This window comes from Butyribacter sp. (assembly GCF_056818865.1).
Map to the genome: position 1 here is coordinate 26,889 of NZ_DBLYGC010000023.1, position 24,325 is coordinate 51,213.

19 protein-coding genes are annotated in these 24,325 nt (G+C 35.6%); 15 read left to right on the forward strand and 4 right to left on the reverse strand.

All coding sequences use genetic code 11. From position 1 onward, the window contains the following. Nucleotides 1-23 precede the first annotated feature (23 nt). From ACZLXV_RS10870 to ACZLXV_RS10885, 4 genes are all read left to right on the forward strand, one after another. Nucleotides 24-1,157, forward strand: coding sequence for an ornithine cyclodeaminase family protein (locus ACZLXV_RS10870; RefSeq protein ID WP_482383439.1), 1,134 nt, complete (start codon nt 24-26; stop codon nt 1,155-1,157). Between the two features lie 76 nt (nt 1,158-1,233). Continuing rightward, entirely contained in the window at nt 1,234-2,046 is an 813-nt protein-coding gene (locus ACZLXV_RS10875; protein ID WP_022223809.1) for a helix-turn-helix domain-containing protein, read from the forward strand. 99 nt (nt 2,047-2,145) lie between these two features. Beyond that, nucleotides 2,146-2,490: a P-II family nitrogen regulator gene (locus ACZLXV_RS10880; protein ID WP_022223810.1), complete on the forward strand. Its 345-nt coding sequence runs from the start codon at nt 2,146-2,148 to the stop codon at nt 2,488-2,490. 71 nt (nt 2,491-2,561) lie between these two features. After that, entirely contained in the window at nt 2,562-3,965 is a 1,404-nt protein-coding gene (locus ACZLXV_RS10885; protein WP_482383440.1) for an APC family permease, read from the forward strand. A gap of 191 nt (nt 3,966-4,156) precedes the next feature. Here ACZLXV_RS10885 and ACZLXV_RS10890 read toward each other — a convergent pair whose 3' ends face one another. Then, the gene (locus tag ACZLXV_RS10890; RefSeq protein WP_482383441.1) at nt 4,157-4,951 is read right to left on the reverse strand and encodes a polysaccharide deacetylase family protein; all 795 of its coding nucleotides are present in this window, start codon (nt 4,949-4,951) and stop codon (nt 4,157-4,159) included. 273 nt (nt 4,952-5,224) lie between these two features. Between ACZLXV_RS10890 and ACZLXV_RS10895 the strand changes: the two genes are divergently transcribed. The 4 genes from ACZLXV_RS10895 (at nt 5,225) to ACZLXV_RS10910 (ending at nt 8,931) form a co-directional block, all read left to right on the forward strand. Then, nucleotides 5,225-5,686 (forward strand): C15 family peptidase, encoded by a 462-nt coding sequence (locus ACZLXV_RS10895; RefSeq protein WP_022223400.1) that lies wholly within the window; start codon nt 5,225-5,227, stop codon nt 5,684-5,686. Nucleotides 5,687-5,700: 14 nt separating this feature from the next. Continuing rightward, nucleotides 5,701-6,603 (forward strand): hypothetical protein, encoded by a 903-nt coding sequence (locus ACZLXV_RS10900; RefSeq protein ID WP_022223399.1) that lies wholly within the window; start codon nt 5,701-5,703, stop codon nt 6,601-6,603. 164 nt (nt 6,604-6,767) lie between these two features. After that, a complete protein-coding gene (locus ACZLXV_RS10905) occupies nt 6,768-7,265 on the forward strand; it encodes a DUF4869 domain-containing protein (protein WP_022223398.1) in 498 nt (165 codons plus the stop codon). Between the two features lie 73 nt (nt 7,266-7,338). Next, nucleotides 7,339-8,931, forward strand: coding sequence for an AAA family ATPase (locus ACZLXV_RS10910; protein ID WP_482383442.1), 1,593 nt, complete (start codon nt 7,339-7,341; stop codon nt 8,929-8,931). A gap of 180 nt (nt 8,932-9,111) precedes the next feature. Here ACZLXV_RS10910 and ACZLXV_RS10915 read toward each other — a convergent pair whose 3' ends face one another. Continuing rightward, a complete protein-coding gene (locus ACZLXV_RS10915; protein ID WP_482383443.1) occupies nt 9,112-9,546 on the reverse strand; it encodes a MarR family winged helix-turn-helix transcriptional regulator in 435 nt (144 codons plus the stop codon). A gap of 152 nt (nt 9,547-9,698) precedes the next feature. Then, entirely contained in the window at nt 9,699-10,787 is a 1,089-nt protein-coding gene (locus ACZLXV_RS10920) for an alpha/beta hydrolase-fold protein (RefSeq protein WP_482383444.1), read from the reverse strand. Between the two features lie 201 nt (nt 10,788-10,988). Between ACZLXV_RS10920 and ACZLXV_RS10925 the strand changes: the two genes are divergently transcribed. From ACZLXV_RS10925 to ACZLXV_RS10955, 7 genes are all read left to right on the forward strand, one after another. Then, nucleotides 10,989-13,106 (forward strand): methyl-accepting chemotaxis protein, encoded by a 2,118-nt coding sequence (locus ACZLXV_RS10925; protein WP_482383445.1) that lies wholly within the window; start codon nt 10,989-10,991, stop codon nt 13,104-13,106. Between the two features lie 198 nt (nt 13,107-13,304). After that, nucleotides 13,305-14,063 (forward strand): ABC transporter ATP-binding protein, encoded by a 759-nt coding sequence (locus tag ACZLXV_RS10930; RefSeq protein WP_482383446.1) that lies wholly within the window; start codon nt 13,305-13,307, stop codon nt 14,061-14,063. An 18-nt stretch (nt 14,064-14,081) separates the two neighbouring features. Next, a complete protein-coding gene (locus ACZLXV_RS10935) occupies nt 14,082-16,451 on the forward strand; it encodes an ABC transporter permease (protein WP_482383447.1) in 2,370 nt (789 codons plus the stop codon). A gap of 300 nt (nt 16,452-16,751) precedes the next feature. Beyond that, nucleotides 16,752-18,140 (forward strand): alanine/glycine:cation symporter family protein, encoded by a 1,389-nt coding sequence (locus ACZLXV_RS10940; protein WP_055945498.1) that lies wholly within the window; start codon nt 16,752-16,754, stop codon nt 18,138-18,140. Beyond that, the gene (locus tag ACZLXV_RS10945) at nt 18,137-18,559 is read left to right on the forward strand and encodes a hypothetical protein (RefSeq protein ID WP_195590890.1); all 423 of its coding nucleotides are present in this window, start codon (nt 18,137-18,139) and stop codon (nt 18,557-18,559) included. Before ACZLXV_RS10940 ends, ACZLXV_RS10945 begins: the two co-directional genes overlap by 4 nt. Next, a complete protein-coding gene (locus ACZLXV_RS10950) occupies nt 18,556-19,017 on the forward strand; it encodes a hypothetical protein (RefSeq protein WP_482383448.1) in 462 nt (153 codons plus the stop codon). Before ACZLXV_RS10945 ends, ACZLXV_RS10950 begins: the two co-directional genes overlap by 4 nt. A gap of 127 nt (nt 19,018-19,144) precedes the next feature. Beyond that, the gene (locus ACZLXV_RS10955; RefSeq protein ID WP_482383449.1) at nt 19,145-22,858 is read left to right on the forward strand and encodes an alpha-L-arabinofuranosidase C-terminal domain-containing protein; all 3,714 of its coding nucleotides are present in this window, start codon (nt 19,145-19,147) and stop codon (nt 22,856-22,858) included. A gap of 226 nt (nt 22,859-23,084) precedes the next feature. Here the strand turns inward: ACZLXV_RS10955 and ACZLXV_RS10960 are convergent, their stop codons facing one another. Next, nucleotides 23,085-23,945: an AraC family transcriptional regulator gene (locus ACZLXV_RS10960; RefSeq protein WP_482383450.1), complete on the reverse strand. Its 861-nt coding sequence runs from the start codon at nt 23,943-23,945 to the stop codon at nt 23,085-23,087. Between the last annotated feature and the right edge of the window lie 380 nt (nt 23,946-24,325).

Below are 24,325 nucleotides of genomic sequence, written 5' to 3' on the forward strand. Positions count from 1 at the left end.
GAAAAGAAATGGAGGAATAAAATATGAGTGCAAAAATTGATTTTCTTTATTTAAGTGAGCCGGATATGATAAAAGCCGGAGTAAAAGATATGGGCAAATGTGTTGATGTTATGGAAGATATGATGGTTACCTTAAACAAGGGTGACTATGTTATGGGAGGCGAAAATCATAACTCACACGGTTGTATGGTTACATTCCCTGACAATCCGGAGTTTGAAGGAATGCCAAAGAACGGCGAAGACAGAAGATTTATGGCTATGCCGGCATATCTTGGAGGAAACTTCCAAATGGCAGGAATGAAGTGGTATGGCTCAAATATTGAGAACAAGAAAGAAGGACTTCCACGTTCAATTCTTATGATGATGCTTAATGACAAAGACACAGGCGCACCATTGGCACTTATGTCAGCAAATCTTTTGAGTGCATACAGAACAGGTGCAATTCCCGGTGTCGGTGCAAAGTATCTTGCAAGAAAAGATTCAAAAACGGTAGCCATAGTAGGACCGGGAGTTATGGGAAAGACAGCCCTTGCAGCATTTATGAGTGTATGTCCTAAGATTGACACGGTGAAAATTAAAGGAAGAGGAAAAAAATCAATAGATTCATTTGTTGAATTTGTTAAGAAGGAATTTCCACAGGTAACAACAATCAAGGTATGCGAGACTATGGAGAAGGCTGTAAGAGACAGTGATATTATAAATACGGCAACTTCGGTAGGTGATAAGGAAAGTCTTTTCCCTTACATAAATGATGAATGGATAAAAGAAGGTGCACTTATATGTATGCCGTCAGCAGCAAGATTTGATGAAAAATTTTATCTTGATGAAAATACAAAACTGGTGGTAGACAACTATAAACTTTATGAAGCATGGGCAGACGAATATCCATATCCGAGCTATGATCCGGTTCAGGTAGTCGGAGCAAAGTTTATGGATTTGCTTCATGACAAGAAGATAACAAGAGAAGAAATAATAGATATAGCAGATGTTATTACAAAGAAGGTTGCAGGACGAGATAATGATAAACAGAGAATTATATATTCTGTAGGAGGAATGCCTGTAGAGGACATCGCATGGGGCGAGACAGTATATAAAAATGCCGTGAAAATGGGAATTGGTGTTAAACTCCACTTATGGGATGAGCCTGAACTTCATTAAATGTAAAAATGTCTGTGAGATGTAAATTCAATATTTACATTGCCACTTTGCTAAACAGCAGAAATGAGGTTTTATAATGGAACAGACAGATATCATAAATCCCTTTCAACCATATATGACATTAGAGATGGATGGTTACAATCAGATAGACAGATCCGATTATGGAATTTCACATTTCTATGAATTTACAATTCATGATAAGAAAAAACATTGTATAAAAGCAGTGCCTGATGCAAGTATAGATTTGTTGTTTAATATAGGTACAAACAAAGTTTCAACATATATAAGTGGAACGGTGTTTGGTGTAAAAAAATGGGAACTTGGCACTCAGGATGACTGTTTTGGTGTGAGATTCCAGCCCGGACAGGGGCTGCTTCCAAAAGAGCTTACAATGGAAATGATAGTGAATGATGACGTTGAAATAGATGGTGATATCTTTGGACAAAACCTCACTGAAAAAATTGCTCTGGCAAAGACCATGAGTGAGAGAATGGAGATATTTAAAGATGCTTATGAAAATATGGTTTTAGAAAGAAATTCTTTATCTGACAAAGAAAAGATAAATCAATATCTTGTGAACAGAATAAGTCGAACTAAAGGAATGATAACAATGGGACAGCTAGAGGATGAGACGAATTATTCGGCTTGTTATCTTAGAAGGATATTTAAAAGTTATCATGGAATTTCGCCAAAGCAGTTTGCACAGTATATAAGGTTTCAAAATCTTCTTATGCAGGCAGATAAAAAGGATGTAAGATACGAGCAGGTTGCACTTGAGTGTGGTTATTATGATGAGCCGCATATGATGAAGGAATTTAAAAAATATGCGGGAATTACACTTGAACAGTATCGCAGAATGATAATTAAACAGGAAAAATTATTGCAATAGTAAAAAGATAAGAGACAAAGATTCAGTGTACTGTATTAATGATACAGTAGTTTGGTAGAAATTTAGCAGATAGAAATGAATTAAAAGGAGCGAGTGACTATGGGAATATCTAAAATAGAAGTAATAACAGGAATGTCAAAACTTACAAATCTTATATGTGAACTCAGCAAAGTAGGTGTACGCGGAGTTACCGTCATGCAGGTGCTTGGATGCGGCGTTGAACTTGGTACAAAGGAATATGAGGTTGAGCTTAACGAAGTGATGGAACTTTTGCCAAAGCAGCAGATAAATATTGTAGTTGAGGATGAAAAAATAGATAAGATACTTGACCTTATTAAAAAAGAACTTTATACAGGACATATCGGTGACGGAAAGATATTTGTGTATGGTATTGACAATGTTATAAGAGTTCGTACAGGAGATGAGGGTGTAGAGGCTCTTTGAATTTTTAACATGGAGCATTGCATATGCAGATGCGGTTGTGTCTGTTATAGTAATATGAAAGGAATTTGCTTATGAATAAACAGAAATTAGGGCTTGCAAATGTAATATCAATATCTGTCGGGCTTGTAGTTGCTACAAGCTGTCTTGTTTCATTGGGAGAAGGCTCCGGAACATTGGGAGTTACATTTATTCTTGCTATGGCAATAGCGATGTTGTTAAATATGACAACAGTTGCATCTTTATCTGAACTAAATGCATTGATGCCAAATACAACGGGTGGACTTGCACAGTATACTCTTGCAGCACTGGGACCATTGCCGACACTTGTGTCAATGGTAGGCGGTTATATAATATGTAATACGATGTCATGCGGCGTAGAGGCATCGATTTTTTCGTTTTCACTTGCAGATATAATTGGTGGAAATGTACCAAGTATAGTTTATACATTTATAATGACAGTTATAATTCTTCTTGCAAACTTACGTGGAGTTGACATGTTTGCAAAGATTCAGGATGTAGTCGCATTTCTTCTTGTCGGTTCGCTTGTAGTAATGGGATTTATCGGAATGATAGGAGCAGGCATGGGAGCGAGGGTTGAACAGCCGTTTGTACTTGAGGCAGATTTTAGGGGTATTGCATCTATGACGGCAGTTGCATTTTGGCTTTTTATCGGAGCAGAGTATGCAATACCAATCTCAAAGGAAGTGAAAAACGCAAAAAGAAATGTACCTCTTGGAATGATGATAGGACTGTTTTTAATCTTTATAATGCAGTCTGTCATGGTCTTTGGATTTCACAATTATGTTGAGTGGGGAAAACTTGCCGACTCAGCAGCACCACACCTTCTTTATGGATATGCAATTCTTGGAAAGTTTGGTAAAGTATGGATGATGTTAGTTGGAGCACTTGCAGTTATAAGCACACAGAACTCTACTGTAAACTCACTTGCCGTGATTTGTCAGGGTATGGCAAAAATGAATATGCTGCCAAAAATATTTGCGAAAACAAATAAATATAAAGTACCGTGGTTTGGTCAGGTTTTTGTGAGCACAGCAATCTTTCTGTTCGCATATGTCAGCAATAACTCAGCGGATATGATAGATTTTCTTATACTTGCCGGTTCGGTAATATGGATGGTTTCATATATACTTGCACACATAGATGTCCTGGTATTTAGAAAAAGACTTCCGAAAGCACCGAGAAATTTTAAAGTGCCAGGTGGATGGGTGCTTCCGATTATAGGAATTTTAGGAACTGCATATATGATTGTAAATATATCTACGGATGCACACGAAAGAATGATGATATGGCTGCTTACGGGAGTATCATTTTTAGTGCTTGGCATATATTCGGCAATATGGATAAAAGTGAAATTAAAAATGCCGGTGTTTAAACATGTGCCGCTTGAAAAAGTAATGGCAATGGAAAATGATTTGTACTATGTAGTCAGAAAACAAAAAGGAATATGGAAATAAAAAAGTAAACAGCAGAAATTGATATAAACTTTTCAGCGAATGGCGTTAGAATGTCAGTCAGTACTTAGTGTGCGTTTTTTGCACACTTATGTACTGCTACTGATATTCTCCGAGGCGAGAGCCGTCCATGAGTCGGAAAGTTTATATCAATTTCTGCGTTAAAAAGCCATAGCGAAAATAATTCCATATTATTATTTTTTGATTTTTATTGTATCTAATGTTCTAAATTCATAATTCTTTGATTTCATATATTTAATAATCTTTGGAAGTGCATTTGTGTCTGCTTTGGAGATAGCGTGCAGCAGAGGAATCATTCCTTTGTGGTAATAGCTTTTAAATCTTCCTACGACATAATCTGTGGTAGGCTGGTCAGCAGGATTGTAGTCATACCAGGCAAGGCTCCAGAGAACAGTTATATATCCCATATCCTGCATTGTTTTTAATGCACGTTCACTGTAATTACCCTCTGGCGGGCGGACAAATTTGTCGAGCTTATAACCGGTTTTCTTTTTCATACATTTCTCAACACTTTTTAATTCAGAACGGATTTTATCAGTATTACATTCACCAAGCCTTGGATGTGTTGAGGTGTGATTACCAACTAAATGTCCCTCTTTTTTCATGCGTTTAACAAGTTTTGCATTGCCCTCGATATATGGTTTTGTGACAAAGAAGATTGCTTTGATGTTTTTCTCTTTTAAAATATTGAGTATTTTTTTTGTGTATCCATTTTCATATCCACAGTCAAAAGTAAGATATATGCATTTCTTTTTAGTATTGCCAGTGTATATGGTATTGTACTTTTTTAATGAAAATCCGCTGTAAGGTACGGTTCCGCCAGGTGTTGCATGATTGTTATTAAGCCCCAATCCCCAGTCAACAGATTTCATAGAGTAATGTTTTTTTGCTGCCGTTACATTTTGTGTACCTGAAAAAGCAAGTGAGAAAATTAAAATCAGGCATATTATTTTTTTAATATTTTTCATTTGAAACTCCTCCATATTAGTGAAAATTAAAGTCGCTGATGCATCACAGGATGGACAGCATCACTTAATGATATTATTATATATCATGTCAGGTAAAAATGCGTTACAAATCTATTACATTATTGTGTCTTTTAAAGGCTGAACTGTTACTTTAAAGAAGTTTTGCTGTTTCATGACAATAGTGTGACAGTAACAAATAAGTGGCGTTATGGCAAATGAAAATAAAGTATGTTAAAATAGTAAACAGTATATTGGAGAAAGAGGTGTAAAGGTATGGCAATGAATATTTTATTTACCGCTTTCAAGGGAAAGAATAATTCATCAGCTATATTATTAGATAAGATAACAGGTGATAAGTTATATCTGACAAATTCATATGTTGGACTTGCGAAAGAGATAAATCATCTTGAACAAATATATGATGTGGTATTGATGTTTGGTTTGGATAAAAATTTAGATAATGAGATTAGGATAGAAAAAATTGCAGAGAATGATGGTGATATTATAGTTACAAATTTTGATACAGAGAAAATAAAAAGATACTTTGAAAAAAGAAACATAAAATGTACGGTATCAAATACTTCAACAAAGTATTTATGTAATGCAGCATATTATGATATGCTACAAAAGAATTTTCGAAATGTGCTGTTTATCCATATCCCAACATTAAAAAATTTAGGACAGGATTTATTTACAGAACTATTAGGATTTACTGAGATTATTAAATTAGTGTAGATGAGGTGATAAGAGTGCAGAGATTTAATTTGAAGTTAGGCAGGTTAAAATTTAGTGCTGAATTGAAATATAGAATAACGGTAATCGATGATGAAAGTGGAAAGGGAAAAACTTGTCTGTTCGATGCTGTCAAGAAATTTCCAGGAAATAGAGCTGTTTTGACATCTAGTTTAAAATTACAGGCAGTTGACAGCTTAAATGATATTGAAAATAATAATGAGAAAAAAATAATATTGATAGACGAGGATTGTAACTGTCTGCAGAAAAATAATATAAAAGAAACAATAAAATATATATCAAATTCAGATGATTGGTTTGTTTTAATGACAAGAGAAAATAAACTTGCTCAATTAGCGTATTCGGTTGATGCTATTTATAAGATTGTAAAGAAAAGCACAGAATTGACAATAAGCCCTAAATATCAGAAACTTTACACAAAAAATTCAAAGTATCCAATAGATACGATAATGATAGAAGATTCAACGACGGGATTTAGCTTTTTTAAAAAGTGTGTTGAAAATTGTGAATCATTTTATGGCAAAGACAATTACAAAAGATGTTTTAATATTGTTAAATATGGAAAGTTAATAATTTTTGACAGAATGGGTTTTGGTACTTGTATAAAAGATTTTTACAATCTTTTATTGAAACATTCAGAACTTCAGATATTAGATTATGATAGTTTTGAAGCGTTTTTGCTGGAGATTATGGATAAGAATATTGATGTTGAAGGATATTCTGAAAAAGAACTTGTAGCATTTGTACATGACAAACTGAGTCAATATGGCAAATCATCTACTTGCAGTTGTTTTGAAAAGTGTAAGCAGTGTGAAAGTTGCAATTTTAAAAATTTTTTTACTGATAGCAGAAAAGTTTTTAAGTTAAGTAAGTATTCAGATTATGTGGTTTTGAAGTGATAATGTGAAAAATACTGTTTATACAGTATTTTGTCACAAGCTCATACTGATAAAGAGTCTATACAAGTATAGAACTCATAGTTGTATGGAGCGGCAATTTGTGTCTGTGCACACTTGACATAAATTTGAGATGTATAAAAATGTGTGTAGAAATGAGGATTAGAATGGCAGATAACATACAGGAATTGAAAGATGAAAAAAATAGTTGCAATCTTTCGGTTTATTTTGGACATTTGGATGATGAACTTTATTATGTTGACTCATATTTTGACAACTGTTATGAAGAAGATTGGTTTACAAGCGAATTAGCAAAAAATATTTTAAAGGGAATAGACCGTGTTTATGAGATAAATGGTCTTTCTTTTACGGCAAGGCATTTTGTTGATGATAAGCCGGTTGTAATTTCTCCTGATAAATTATCTTCTGGAACTAAGGCACTTCTGATTTTGCTGAATACTGATGAACAATATGTATGTGTTTCTAGATGCGGAGATAATTGTATTCCGTATCTTCTTGAAATTGCAAAAGAAAAACCGATTACGATAACAATAAATAATTCATTTAGTCCACAGCCTGATTTTGAGTTTTACAGTATAAACGATAAAAAAATATTTTCGACATACGAAGACTTTGTTCGCAGGGTAATCGAATATTGCAAATAAGCGGCGTTATGGCAAATGAAAATAAAGTATGTTAAAATAGTAAACAGTATATTGGAGAAAGAGGTGCAAAGGTATGGCAATGTTTGTTAATCCTGACAATAGTGCTTTTCAGGTGGCATTAAATTCAGAAATCTATGTGGATAAAACAGGGATGTTAGAATATACAAATAAAGTTATGAATACATTGCAGGGGTATATATGTAACAGCCGTCCAAGAAGGTTTGGAAAGTCTGTCACGGCAAATATGCTTGCAGCATATTATAGTAAAGGCTGTGATTCGAGAGAAATGTTTTCAACATTAAAAATAAGTGAAAGTATAGGGTTTAAAAAAAATATAAATAAATATGATGTTATACATCTTGACATTCAATGGTGCATTGAACCGGCAGGAGGTTCAGAAAATGTAGTGTCATATATAACAGAAAAAACGATATGTGAATTGAGAGAGTATTATCCGAATGAATTGTCTGAAAAAATAAAATCGCTTCCCGAAGCGTTATCTGTAATAAATTCGATGAATGGAACAAAATTTATTATTATTATAGATGAATGGGACATTATAATTCGTGATGAAGCAAATAATAAAAAAGTTCAGGAAGAATATATCAATTTTTTAAGAGCGATGTTTAAGGGGGTTGAACCCACCAAATATATAGGTATTGCTTATCTTACGGGGATTTTACCAATAAAAAAATTAAAAACACAGTTGGCACTTAATAATTTTAAACAATATACAATGTTAACCCCAGGACCGTTAGCAGAATACATCGGATTTACAGAAGAGGAAGTGAAAAAGTTATGTGATAGGTATGGACAGGATTTTTACAAAGTAAAAAGATGGTATGACGGCTATAAACTGGGCAGATATCATATTTATAATCCAAATGCAGTAGTAAGTCTGATGATTGAGGGGGAATTTAGGAGTTATTGGTCAGAAACAGGTTCATACAGGATAATAGTTCCGTTGATAAATATGGATTTTGACGGGTTAAAGAGTGCGGTAATAGAGATGCTGGCTGGCGGTTCGGTAGAAATAGATGTTACTTCGTTTCAAAACGATACGGTCAATTTTGAAGACAAAGATGATATTTTGACATATCTTATACATCTTGGCTATCTTGCATATAATCAAAAAAGAGAAATGGCATTTGTGCCAAATGAGGAGATAAGGGAAGAATTATTCAGAGCGATAAAAAAGAAAAAATGGAATGAATTCATAGAATTTCAACAAAAATCACTTGAATTACTTGAGGCAACTCTTGAGCTGGATAGTGTCAGAGTGGCAGCAGAAATTGAAGAGATTCATACAAATTATGCATCAGCAATTCAGTATAATGATGAAAATTCTTTAAGCAGTGTATTGAGCATAGCGTATCTTGGGGCAATGCAGTATTATTTTAAACCTGTAAGGGAATTGCCGACAGGAAAAGGCTTTGCAGACTTTGTTTTTATGCCCAAACCGGAACACAGCCTGAATTATCCTGCAATGGTTGTTGAGTTGAAATGGGATCAAAAAGCGGAAACGGCAATAAAACAAATAAAAGATAAAGATTATTCAGATACAGTAAAGCAATACACAGGGGAAATATTGCTAGTTGGAATAAGCTATGATAAAAAAACAAAAAAGCATGAATGTGTTATTGAAAAGTATACAATAAATAAGTGAGATTAAAATTATTACACGCCCACTTGACAAATAAAATAACAGTGTTACATAAAGATGAAGGAAAGAGTATATGCGACATGAAACAGCATGAGTAACAGAAAATCTGCTTGAGAGTGCAAAAAAAGAATTTTTAAATATAGTTAGAAGATGCAAATGAAAAAACGGTCAGATTTATAATTTTTATAAATCTGACCGTGAGTTAAGATTTTCAGTTATTTTTTCAAAAATTTCAAATACATGAAGTTTTTCTTCGTCTGAAAAACCTTTAAGGCATAAATTTTCGAGTTTTTCAAATTCGGAATAAACTTCTTCAGCAGTTATTTTTCCTTTTTTGGTGAGATAAACTCTATGTGCATGTTTTCTGTTATTGGTTAATGTTTTTTCACGGTAAATAAAATCTGCTTTTTCCATATTGTTAAGGATGGAGGTCATTGATGGCGGAGTGACTTTACATACAGAAGCAATTTTTTTTTGGGTGCATCCGTCAATTGTTCTTAGAATATACAATACTTTGGGCTGTGCATTTGAAAGATTAAGTTTTTCAAAAATAATCTGGCTGCGTTTGGCGTGAGCTGCTGAAAGTTCAAGTAGTTTCAAAAAAAATTTTTCATTCATACATAAAATCCTCTTTATCTATAAAATGTACTTTCGGAATTTTCTGTTCAGAAGATACCGGGAGTATATAAAAAATGTCTGACTACTATCAATTTTCCGGCTGTTGTGATAATAGTCAGAATATTTTGATGTATATAATAATTGGTTGTTAATTATTTAAAAAGTCTTTTTGCAAAATTATAAAAACCATGATCCATTACTGTAATATCATGACCGCCTGTTGTCTTGTACCATATATGTTTTGTGTTTGTTTGTACAAGTGCGTTATGATATGTTTCAGGTATATCAAAGACAACGGAATCACTTTTTCCAGCAACAATCATTAAAAGTGTGTTATTAGAATATTCATCATTTAGTTTGAAATTATCTTCTTTGAAAAGACCATCCTCAGCAATACCATTCATTTTATATGCAAAAAGTCCCGGAGCAGGACAAAAACCGCCTATGTAGCCAAATGTATCCTGCATTGACAGTCCTATGTATAAGGCTGTACGCCCGCCCATCGAAAAACCGGCAATGGCAGTGTTTTCACGTCCTTCAAGTATTGAGTAATTCTCTTTTATGTAAGGCATAAGGTTATCACGAAGATCGTTTATAAAGTTATCAAATGCGTGATAATTGTCAAGAGAAAATGCATCACCGACATATGTATCATTTGCTCTCGCACGACAGTTTGGAAGTACAAGTATCATTTCCTTTGCTGTTTTTTCGGCAATCATATTACCAATGATTACAGGTGCTTTTGCATTAAGCCAATCAGTGTGATCCTGACCTAATCCATGTAGAAGATAACATACCGGATATTTTTTATTTTTGTCATAATGTGGCGGCAGTACTACAGCACATTTTTTGTTTTTGTTGGTGGTATTTGAAAAATATTTGTCAATATTAACCTTGCCGTAGGTGACAGCACTGTTTTTTTCTGCAAATGCAAAAGATACAGGATATGATACATCTCCATCATATGGATCGGGTTTTGAGATGTTTTTATTTTTTACTGTGACATTGCAGGTATAAGTTTTTTTGTTGTATTTTGCCATTATTCTGCCTTTTCCTTTCTTTTTTGCCTTTACAAGTCCTGCTTTATTAACCGTAACAATGGAGTTGTTGCTTGAACTCCATTCAATTTTTTTGCCTGCTTTTGCTATGGTTGTTACGGTATACATTGATGTCGTTAAAGATGCCAGTGGTATTGAAATTAAAAGCGCAGATGTTAAGAAATGTATTAAAATTTTTTTCATAATAAAAAACCTCCGATTTTAAGTTGAAAAATAATTTTAAATTGGTTACAACTTTAATTAGAACTCTAATTAGAATTATAATGCATATTCTATATTGTTACAAAAAATTTGTCAATATATAATATTGATTTAAACACGAGAGTATATTAAAATATTTGGTAAACAGTATTTAAATTAATGAAAGAAACGAGGTACAGATGTATGAAAGAATATGATGAGGCGTTTTTCATTGCCAAGGCAAATAAAATGGCAGGGCTTACGTGGTTTGTATTGATGATTATTGTGTCGGTTTTTTATAGTGTAAAGGTATTTACAGGCAAGCTTGATATGGGATATTTTTTGATGTTCTGTATTCTTGGCTGGTTATTACTTATTATTAGCAAAATACTGTTAAAGGTAAAAGGGGAAGATAACAAACGGTACAAGTGGATACTTGGATTGGGGTATCTGTTGTTTTATTCAGTTATTGCATGGACTTCTCTTGATCAGGTATCATATGTATTTATATTACCGTTGTTGTCGATATTGGTACTTTATAAAGATCCGAAATTTATAAAGGTAATGATGTGGATAACATTATTCATTTTGTTTTCAAGTAATATGTATAAGGGATTTGTAAAGGGGATTATGGATTTTGTATCAAGTGAAGAATGTGTATTGGAATTTGCTATTGTTTTGTGCTGTTATGCCTGTACAAATATGGCAATCAAGCATCTGGTAGAGTCAGATGGTGCACTTACATCTTCAATTGAGGAAAATCTTGCAAGGGTTGTTAAGACTGTAGAGCAGGTCAAAGTTGCGAGCAATGAAGTCGTAGACGGTGTAACTGTTGTAAGAGAACTCGCTGATGAGAACAAAGCCGGTGCAGATGACGTAGTAGAGGACATGGTGAAGCTTTCGGACAACAATAGTGTGCTGAATGATAAAACTGTTTCATCAATAGAGATGACTAAGGTGATAGATAATCAGGTGACTGATGTTGCCGGTCTTATGGAGCAGGTGGTTGATCTTATAAATGCTTCAGTTGAGCATGCGGATACAAGTGCAAAAGATCTGGTTGAGGTAGTGGATACAACAAACAGGATGTCAGAGCTTTCAAAGGAAGTTGAGAATATACTGGTAGATTTTAAGAAAGAGTTCGGAAGTGTTAAAGATGAAACAAGCACGATAGCAGGTATAACTTCACAGACAAACCTTCTTGCACTCAACGCATCCATTGAAGCAGCAAGAGCAGGTGAAGCAGGTAAAGGTTTTGCAGTTGTTGCTGATGAGATAAGAAATCTAAGCAATGGAACGCAGGCTTCTTCAAGCAGTATAATGGAAGCACTTTCAAGACTTGAAGAGACATCTGCCAGGATGATGGAGTCGATTGCACAGACAATAAAACTTATTCAGACAAATATTGAAAAAGTTTCAAATGTAAATACAAGTGTGACAAAGATTACAAATGATGCGACAACTTTAGGTGAAAATATTAAAACAGTAGATAATGCTGTCAAAGAAGTGGAGGCATCAAACAAGACGCTTATCGACAACATGAACCAGGTAGGCGATGTCATGGATGTGATGACGGAGAGCATAAATAAGGCAGAACTCACCACAAAGACGATGCTTAGCAAATATGAGTCAAGTGCACAGAGTGCAATAGATATTGAGAAGGTTGTCGGAAAACTTATGGAAGAACTCGGTGTCGGAGGATTTATGGGAGTTCAGGATGTAAAACACGGCATGAAAATTTCGATAAGTGATGTAAATGGTGCAAAGAAAGAATATACAGGTGAAGTTACTGACAGAAACGGCAATGATATATATGTAACCATTGAAAATGAAGCTGGTGATATTTTTGAGAACAGGGAAAGACACAAAAACAATATCTGCAAACTTAATATTGTAGTAGATAATGTATTGTACTGTTGGAGCGATATAGTTATCCAACGCAGCAAGCCAGGTGAAAACGGACAGTTTAAATTACATATTGAAACAAATCCACAGGTATATAATAGAAGAAAATATCCTCGTATGCCGATTACAAACACATGTACTGTAAAATTTGAAGGTGAAGATAAAACATATCAGGGCCATATGGTAAATATCAGCGCAAACGGTTTTGCCATTTCGATTTTTGATTCAGTTTTTGCAGATGCAAGAGAAAAGAATATCGTAGTTTCCGTAGATGATTTTGACGAAATTTCAGCTCATCCGCTTGAGGGCTGTATTATAAGAAGCTCAAACAATGACGGTGAGTATATCGTAGGTTGTCGTATGCCGGAAGATGTACAGTCTATAAAAAATTATGTAAGTAAAAATTATTGTAATTAGTTTTTATGAGAAGATGAGAAAGGGGTTGCGACTATGTGTAGAGCGATGGAAGAAATGAAACAGAACATGCAAAAGCAATTAAAGTTGCAAAGGGCATGTTGCAGTCTGGTAAATTGTCATATGAAGAAATAGCAGAAATAGCAGAATTGTTCATAGATGAAGTCAAAGCTCTGGACAAAAAAGTATAGGCGGGAAAAAATGAAAGAAAAAAACGGGTTTATATTAGAAGTAAAAAACATTAAAAAAACATTTATTACAGGTGATTCAAAAGTTGAGGCATTGAAAGGAATTTCATTTTGCCTTAAAAGAGGTGAGATGCTTGCTGTTATGGGAGGAAGCGGCTCAGGAAAGAGTACGCTTTTAAATGTTTTGGGTGCGCTTCTGATACCGGATGACGGAGAGATTTGGCTGAACGGGAAAAAGGAAGAACAGTATTCAGAGGAACCTCATGCTACTGAGATAAGAAACAGGCACATTGGTTTTATATTTCAGGATTTCAGTCTGTTAAATGATTTGTCAGTCAGGGAGAATGTCTCTTTGCCGTTGATTCTTAAAGGTGAAAAGGAAAAAAAGACGGAGGGAATTGTGAAAGATATTGTTATGAGGGTTGGGCTTGAAGATAAGCTTGACAGCAATATCACACAGCTTTCAGGAGGACAGCAGCAGAGGATAGCAATTGCAAGGGCGGTCGTGACACATCCTGACATTGTTCTTGCTGATGAACCTACCGGAAATCTTGACTATAATACTTCGCTTGAGATAATGGACTTGTTTATGCAGTTAAAAAAGGAAGAAGGACAGAGTTTCATTATTGTAACGCACGATCCGATTATTGCCACATATGCTGACAGAGTAATATTTCTGCATGACGGTGAGGTGAAGAGCGAATACAAAAATGGGGATGACAGCGATAATTTTACGAATATACTTGATATATTTCGTAGTCTTATTGCCTGATGGGAGAAAATCATAAAAATGAATAAAGATATAAAAAAGCTGAACGGAATAAGTATTAACTTCTTAAAAAAGAGCAGATTTTTGACGGTTTCGTGTGTAATATGCATATTTTTTGTGAGTACAATGCTTATTCTGATGTTTCAGCTTACAAGAAATTCTAAAAAGTCATATCTTCAAAATATGAGAGAGACGTTTGGGGATTGTGACATCATAGCTTCTCATGAAGATTATTCAAAAATTGATGATAACGTATTAAAAAAGGTATTAGGTATTGATGGAATTGATGAACTTAATACGGGAATATTTGATTATATTGATATTAGAACGGATTTGACAGAAAAAACTTCAGTTAACACATATATGATAGGCACTGACAATGGCAGGTTAAACAGGGCACGATATAAGTTTTACAGCCGTTTGAGAGACAACCTGATGGTAATAAATCAGAAGCTTGCTGATTCTAAAAATCTTAAAGTCGGTGATACTGTTTACTGCGGTGAAAAGGAGTTTACTGTATCAGAGATAATTTATGATGATAATTTTTCTTTTCAAAATATATTTTTTACTGTAGTTACTAAGAAAGCATTTAGTGAGATTAAAAAAGAAGATATAGGTTCATCATATATCCTGATAAAGACAAAACGCAGCAAAAAGATGAGCTGGATTAAAAATGCTATAAAGAATGCAGATAAAAAACTTGATATAACTATGATAGAGGATTCTAAGGAGTATCAGTCCTATGTAAATGTATATTCGAGCTTTATGAACATTCTTGCGGTTATAGTCGTTATAATAAGTCTGTTGTTTATAGCTGCCGTATTCAGGAGATTTATGCAGAAATACAGCAGGGATATGGCTGTTATGCGGACGATGGGTGCAAGTATACGACAGGTAAAAACGATATTTTCGTTGCTTGGAATTTATATAACAGGTGCAGGGTGTCTGTCAGGTTTTGTGTTTTCTCTGTTAGCCGGAAACATTCTGTTTAGTATTACAGCTAAAGAATTTGATTTTGCTGCGGAAGCGAGAACAGTTGATATTTCATTGGCGTTAGGGATTACGGCAATAGTATTTGCCGGGGTAGAAATATTTCTTACATTATTTTCAAAGTCATTTATAAATAAACTTCCATACCAGTCCATGAAAAATGATGGTTCGTCAAATAAAGCATATTCAGGAAAAGGAATTATAAACCGTTTTTTATCAATGGTATTGCCGCATGATATGCTCATAAGTTATAAGATGGCTGTTCCGAAAATGAAAGAAAATTTTCTTATGATACTTACGATAATCATGCTCACGGCATTTTCTTATTGCGGTGAGGATTTGATGGATGAGATAGGAAAAAACAATGATATATATTATAAGGGCATATATATGGATGATGTACTTATAAATGATGACCAGTCATATAGTTATTCAAAAATTGACAATCTGTGTAAAAAGATTCAACAGCAGGCAGATACAAATGTATTTCTGCAGGCGGATATAGATACGGGAATAGGCATTACGGCAAAAAAAACATCGGGCAAAGAGTTTTTCTTTGGAGGTGGAGAATCGTTTGCATCACTGGAAAAAATGCAGAAATCGGGGCTTGTGAAAAGTGATATATCAGATTTTGCACATTCGATATTGATAAGCAGGAAAGCTGCTAAAAAATATAAGATAAAAACAGGTGATAAGATAACGCTTAGTACAGAAGATGCAGATTTTTCATATTATGATGAAAAAACAGAAAACGAGTATAGAATGTGGAAGGATTATAAGGGAGTTAGTACAACAGTAACGGTTGTTGGGATTATTCCTGACAATATTTTTGATGTCGTCATCATTGACACAGATAATGAAATATTTAAATCATTTCCAAAAGATATGAGAGTAGAACAATGGAACATATTTGCACATGAAATGACAAAAAAACTTGATGTGAGTTTGCAAAATGCCCGCATGGGATTTACGGCACTCAGATGGCAGAGTTTTGAGCAGGTAATGGCATTTTCGCATAAAATTCTTAAACAGAGATATTTTATTGTGAGGTTTTTACTCTATATGTTAAGCATAATGGCAGGAATAGGCTGGGTAAATGCGGCGGCAAATATGATACAGTCGAGAAGAAAAGAATATGTAATATTAAGAAAACTTGGAATGTCAGAAAGAAGAGTGAAAAAGATAATATGGTACCAGCTTATCCTGTTTATCTTTTCGGGAATTGCAGCCGGGATAGTGCTTAGTCTTGAGATTATAAGGAAATTTAATATTCGTGAATATGGTATTTATCAAAGTGTTAAATTTCAGGCTGGAAATGTGTGGTTCATAATTGTTCTATTTTTGCTGCTATTGATGTCACTCAGAAAAAATGTCAGGGAGAATGTTGCTATTCAGGTGTAAAAATGAAAGGCTATTCAGCACCAAAAAGGGGATGTGAAAAAACTCGATTGAGTTTTTTCGCATCTCCCTTTTTGTACCTGTTGTGTATAAATGACTGAAATCATGCGCAAAGAAAGCGCACTTCCCCTACCCCATAGAAATTCTTTATTTAAAGTTTTTGACTTTAAACCCTAAAAGTACTTGCGTTTAAGGGTTAATATGGGCTATACTATTATGGTATCTGTCCGGGAATCAGGCTGTTGTAGATGACGTGAGCAGCATGTATCCCGGATGTTGTGAGTATGGAAGAGGGTTTAAAGTATGATAGTTACTCTGATTGAGAAAGTATATAGTTTTCTGTGGGGAGATCTGGTGCAGATTCCACTGCCGGGCGGCAGCACTCTGGGGATTTCGCTTCTGATTATATTACTGATTCCCACAGGAATTTATTTTACGGTTCGGACGCGTTTTCTGCCGATTCGCCTGTTCCCGGATATGGTGCAGGCACTGGTTGAGAAGAAACAAGAAAAAAACAGTCTGTCTTCATTTCAGACACTGATCGTTTCGACGGCAACCCGTGTCGGTATGGGAAATCTGATCGGTGTTGTTGCGGCAATTTCGGCAGGCGGCGCCGGTGCGGTTTTCTGGATGTGGGTGACGGCAATTATCGGTTCATCAACAGCTTTTATTGAAGCGACACTGGCACAGCTTTATAAAGAAAAAGATCCGCTGTACGGAGGTTATCGCGGCGGTCCGGCGTATTATATTCATGCATATGTAGAAGAAAAACAGAAGAAAAAGAGAAACAAAGTGGTGATTTCTGTGTTGTTTGCAATCTCCGGTCTGATCTGCTGGTGCGGTATCAGTCAAGTGATCAGCAATTCTGTTGTTTCTTCATTTAAAAATGCATTTTCCATTCCGCCGATCTATATGACGGTAGTACTTGTTGCTGTGGCTGCTGTGATAGTGCTTCGTAAAGATGCGACAGTTAAGATCCTGGATATGGTAGTGCCGGTCATGGCGGTATGCTATTTTGCAATCACGATTCTGATCATTGTGATGAATCTTGGAAGTTTGCCGGGTGTTTTTGCAAGAATTTTTGAGGAAGCATTTGGATTCCGACAGGCAGCAGCCGGCGGTTTTGGCGCAGTCCTAATGAATGGAATCAAACGTGGACTGTTTTCGAATGAAGCAGGTTCCGGATCTGCTCCGTGTGCGGCAGCAGCGGCAGAATGTGACCAGCCGGTCAAAGCCGGATTGGTACAGGCGCTCGGGGTATTTGTGGATACGATCGTGATCTGCAGCTGTACAGCATTTATCATGCTGCTTGCGCCGGAAGAAAAAGTTACAGGACTTTCCGGAATGGATCTTCTGCAGACAGCAATGGAACATCATCTTGGCCGTTTTGGTGTGATCTTTATTGCGGCGACGCTGTTTTTATTCAGTTTTTCGACGTTTCTGGGCATCCTTTTTTATGCGAGATGCAATGTTGCATATCTTTTCGGAGATAACTGGGCTTCACAGACTGCATACAAAGTACTGGCGCTTGTGATGCTGTTCATCGGCGGCCTTGCAGCATATACATTTGTGTGGGATCTTGGTGATGTTGGAATCGGACTGATGACGATCTTTAATATCATCATTCTTTACCCACAGGGTGAGAAGGCTCTGAAAGAACTGAAAGAATACGAAAAAGAAAAAAGAAAATGAAAAACACAAAGAGAAAGCATTTGAAACTATGTCTGTTGTTATTGTTTATGGTTCTGGGATGTTTTGCGATAACCAATGTCAGGACGACAACGGTGCAGGCATCATCGCGGACGTTCAAATCAAATGGCAGAACCTATATGGAAAAGCATAATGACAATACACTTAATACGGTATTGTATCAAAAAGTTTCCGGACGTTACAAACAGGTTGCGAAATCGTCAAGATATCTCATCTACAGATTTTCTTATGGAAAGAAATTGTATTTTTCAAGTGCTGACGATGAAGGAACAGGTATTACCTGCACATATACGAAAGGCAAAAATGGATTTAAACTTGAACGAAGCAAGATGGTACTGACAGAACGCAGTGGAAGATATGCAGTCGGATATATCTGTATGATCGTGTATACAATTTTATGATTCCGTTTGTGGATGTTGTTTACGACGGGGATGATTATGAATTTGAAATTTCCCTTGAGCCAAAGTATCCGTGCTGCTTTGGATTTAAAGTAGTATATCATAACGGTTCATTTTTACTCCTGCAGAATATTGAGTCAATAGACATCTCCTGTGTCTCAGGAATGGAATATATTGAAAACGATGAAGAACTGTATGACCGTGAACCGTTTACGGTAGAAGTTGGAAATACAGAAGACATTGATAAAATCGCAGATATTCTCCGTGAGCTTGGAGACCATTATCTGGAAGAAGATGTAGCATCTATTCCGTTATCACTCACTGCTTATATGAAAGTCACATCTTTTAATCCAGTTGTATATGAAGTTTGCTACATGGATAAAGAAAGAAAACAGAGGACAGTAGAAGAGGAGAAACTTCGAAAAGAAGCAGTACAGGAACTTCTGATATACCAGGGGTAATTTTCGAACATTTTTTGGGGATGAACTGTTACATTTTTTTGAAAATAATATTGTAAATTATTTTAATAAATTGTAAAATGGTATCATAGCTTTGAAAAATAAAAATACTGAAAAAGGAGAAGCATATATGATAGCATGGTACAAGTTTGATAATGAAAAAAATATTGGAGCAGACAGTTCGGGAAATGGTTTTGATGCTGTTCCTGCCGGGGACAATGCGCCTGTTATAAAAGAGGTTGACGGAAGAAATGCGGTCTTGATTAGCGGTGATGGAAAGGCTGCTGCTTCATATCTTAAATTACCTGAAAATATTCTTAAATCAATTTCTGATGATGATGGTCTTTGTATTTCATTTTGGATGAATCTTTCTAAAGGAGTTAATGTTTGGGAGAGACTTTTTGATTTTGGTCATTCTACAATGGGACCTTATTTCTTTCTCACCAGAAATTTAAGAGCAAGCTGCTTTAGCGGTGCTGATTTGCTTGCTGATCCGGGAAAAGGATTCGCGGAGCATACATGGATGCATGTTGCCGTAGTTGTCCACGGTACGAAAAACGGAACACTCAGCAGTGCGGGTCCACAGGTATATGTTGACGGAGAACTTATTGCAGATGGTCTTATAAGCCAGACATCAAGCGGAAATTATAGGAGACTCAGAGAATGGTTTGCAGGTCTTAAGGAAGATGGAAGATATGTAAACAATTTTATCGGTCGTTCACAGTTTGATGCAGATCCTGATGCAAACGTGGCACTTTCAGACTTTAGGATTTATGATTCTGCTTTGTCAGAGGGTGAGATAGTAGATATTGTTTGTGAGAGTATTTCAAAGAAAGATATTCTTGAGATGGTGTGTGAAAAGTATCTTATGGCACCTGACAAGATAATAACAGAGGACATAGAGCTTCCTACATCTTATATGGGAGGAAAGGTAAATGTCGTATGGAAGTCAGAGGATGAATCTGTTTTAAGTTCTGACGGAAAAGTTGGAGATTTTGAGAAAGCTAAGTATATAAAACTTAGTGCAATTCTTTCGTTTGATGATGAAAAAAAGACTATCGAATATTATGTTACGGTTGTTCCAAAGACAGAGGTTCCATATGAGCTTACTATCCATGCTGACAGTGAAAAGGTAAAGATAAGTGATACTCTTTACGGACTTTTTTATGAGGATATAAACAATGCGGCAGATGGAGGTATTTATGCAGAACTTGTAAATAACCGTTCATTTGAGGCATTTACATACAATACATACGACCCATCATCAGGGGAGAACGGAAAGTCTACAGGCAGAAATCATACACCGCTTGCATTTTGGTTCGGTGATACAGACAAAGTTACACCTAAATGTGAGGGTGGTTTAAATGAGCATCTTGGAATTACAAAGCCTGATACAAGCGAGTATTATATTACTGCAAAATCAGGTGCAGTTCTTTATAACAGAGGTTTCTGCGATATGACAGCAGCACTTTCTATGTATCTTAAAAAAGATGAAAAGTACGATTTTTCAATATGGGCTAAGAGTACGGATAATGTGGCAAAGATAAAAGTTTCACTTGTCGATGAGGATGATGCATTAGTAAGTGATGAGATAGTTCTCGATGGAATTACTGATGCGTGGAATAAGTTCGGTGAGAGCAAAAAGCTTGTTCTTACTGCTAAAAAGACAGGTTATGCACAGCTTAGACTTATATTTGAAGGAGAAATTTCGATAGATATGGTTTCTCTTATGCCTGAGAATGTTTGGGGAGCAGATGAGGAAAGCACAAGTGCTACGGCTCATGCAAACTATACAGGCAATAAGAATTACCGTCTCAGAAGGGATCTTGTTGAGGCAATGCGTGACCTTCATCCAAAATTCTTAAGATTTCCGGGCGGATGCGTTTCGGAAGGCTCATTTATTTGGGAAAATGTATATGACTGGAAAGATTCTGTTGATGATATTGAATACAGAAAAGAAAACTTTAATGTATGGGGTTATATGATGACAATGGGACTTGGATATATGGAGTATTTCCAGCTTGCCGAGGACTTAGGAGCATCACCACTTCCTGTTATGGCTTGCGGAGTGCTTTGTCAGGCACGTTCTGATTATGCAAATCCGGCAGGTGGAGAACTTCAGAAAAAATATATCAAAAACTTTACAGACCTTATTGACTTTGCAATCAGTACCGACTGTGAGAATAATGAGTGGGCGGCACTAAGAAAGAAAATGGGACATGAAAAGCCGTTTGACATGCATCTTTTAGGTGTTGGTAATGAAAACTGGGGCGAGGAATTTTTCGCAAGTTTTGAAGAATTTAAACATGCCATTGATGGGCATATGGAAAAGAATTATCCGGGATATGACCTTACAATCATTTCAACGGTAGGTGCGCAGGCAGATGACGATGCATATAAGTTTGGCTGGAGATATTTAAGCGGAAATCTCAAGGATAAGGGTGCAGTTATTGCCTTTACTGACGGAAACGAAAGCTTTGACGAAAATGTTGAGTGGTACAAATACCAGAAACATTATATGGAAACTGTAGTCGATGAGCATTATTATCGCTCAAATGCATATCTGTATGAAAATGCGGACAGATATGATTATTACTACAGAGCATATAAGGCAGACGGAACAATTGATGATGACAATTCATCGAAAGTATTTGTGGGTGAATATGCTTCATCTGACAAGAACACACTTGCAGGAGCAGTTGCAGAAGCTGCTGTTATGACAGGGTTTGAAAATAATTCGGATGTAGTGAGACTTGCGGCAACAGCACCATTATTTAACAAGGTGATTTATGACGGAGCATACCGCTGGACACCGGATGCAATATGGTTTGATAATGATTCTGTATGGCACACACCAAACTATTATGTTCAGCAGATGTTTGCAAAGTACATAGGTGACCATGCGGTAGATACATCATTTAAGATGTATGACAAGGAAGAGAAAAAACAGCTTATACCACACGGCGGAGTGTCAGTTTCAGTGACAGAAGCAGATGTGCTTTTACAAAAGATTGAGATAATCTCAAATGCGGACGGAAGTGTATTGTTCAGCCAGGATTTTGCAAAAGAGCTTAATGAGAAAATTTCACTGATACCGGGTTCTGAGAATTATGAAAAACAGCCAGATGGAATTTTATTTAAGGCAACAGACAAAGCTGCAAATGGAATATATATATATGATGACAGCTGGACGGATTATAAGGTAAATGTGACAGCAAAGAGGATTTCAGGAAACGGCGGATTATTTGTTGGAGCAGGTCTTACGGATATATCAGAGAAGAATAAAAATGTCGTTGAGTATGCTGTTTCAATGCACGGTTATCTCACCGGTGTAAGAGTCTTTAAGGACGGAAGTGAGGGCTACCGAATGGGCGACTACTCATCAAGTGAGCTTGCTGGAAACTTGAGAGAGTGCAATTTTGAGCCGCTTGAGGATGGAAAACAGTATGTATTTACCGTTAATTACGGATGCGGAGATGCGAGGGGACTTCAGATGTATTATACAGATGAGGCAGGAAACAAGAGTATAGTCCTTGACTATAAATTAAATGCATACAACAGAGTTGTATTTAACTCCGTAACAAGAGATGAAAAGAACATCTATGCAAAACTTGTAAATACAGATAATGTTGCAAAGAAAGTATCAGTAAAACTTGATGCTTACAAAAAGGTTGCGAGTGCCGAAGTCGTAATGCTTACGGTGGATAAGGATCTTGCTGGTGTTGCAAATGTGAATACTAAAGAAAAAGAATATGTCGTTCCCGTAAAATATCAGACAGCCGTAAATAATCAGACAGCAGAGATATTGCTCCCTGCAAATTCAGTAGCGGTAGTAGTATTTTAAAGCAGAGGTAAAAATCATAGTGTCTAAAAATACGAGATGATTATAAAATGAAAGCAAAGATTTAATTAAATAAGAGGCTGTCACAGTAAGTATAATCTATACAAATGTAGCTGATGATAACAGAGTTCTTCTCTGTATATTGTATGAATAGAACTTAGCGTGACAGCCCTTATTATTTTTTTAAGCAATTCCAAAAGATTAGTGCGATTTTTGATCAAATAAAATTCTACATATTATTAACTGCATTTATGTTTCGCCATTCTCTTGGTGAGATATTATATATCTTCTTAAATGCACGCGAAAAATGAAGCTGGTTTTCATAGCCGACAGCTTTGCTTATATCTCCTATTGACATTTTTGTGAGTCTCAATAATTCAGTTGCCTTTATCATGCGGTAATTTATTAGAAATTCTTGTGGAGTCTGTTTTAATGTCTGTTTAAAGATTTTGCCAAAATAACTTCGGTTAATACCGAGTCGGTTTGCAATGTCAACTACGGAAATATCATTCTGAAAATTTTGTTCTATGTAAGTTATTGCCTCTTTTATATAGTAATCCTGAAGTTTGGTGCTGCCCTTTACTACAGTTGATACTGTTGAACGCATAAAATAATCAAGAAACAGATAAAGATGACCTATTATATTAAATATAGTTTCATCAGAGTGAGTTGCTATATACACGAGTTCTTCTTCCATTTTTTGGCTCATATCTCTTTGTTTTGTGTGAAATATCGGTCTGTCTAAAGAAAATCCTGCCGTATCCATAGCTTCTTTTGCACGAAGTCCGTCAAATTCTATCCACACATATTCCCATGGAAGTTCTTTGTCAGCTATATATGTTGTTATCTGATTAGGAAAGATTAAAAATCCCTCGCCGCTTTTAAGATGGTATGTTTTGGTAGTGCCGGTCGAATCATCGGCATATAAGGTGCCTGTTCCCGAAATTATATAGTGAAATAAAAAATGATTTCTTGCTGCAGGACCGTATGAGTGGGATGGAGAACATTGTTCCATACCAAATTGGTAAAGTCCAAGATCTATAAAGCGTTCGTTTGGAAAAATAGAAAAGTATAATTCATTTTCATTCATAGTCATACCTCGTTTCTAAGTAATGTGCATTCTTTATAGTGTGAAAATTTAAATTAAAAATGTCTTTTTTGGGTACATATGGAAAATATACCATAATGCTAACTGATATATAAATAAGCTATGTAATGTTGCATATTGGTATAAAATTGCAAAAAACAGACTATATCATATAGCATTATGAGATGTTATAATGTCTTTACAAGATATATATCGGACGAAAAAATAAAAGTTTGATTTGGATATGACAATATGCAATGTATTTTGGTGCATATATGTTGTTAGGTAATTGCGAAACTCGCTAAGCTTGTTTGCAATCTTAACTGAAAATAGGGATGAATTTGTGAAAAGCACAAATTCTAAGCTGAAAAGTTGACAACTAC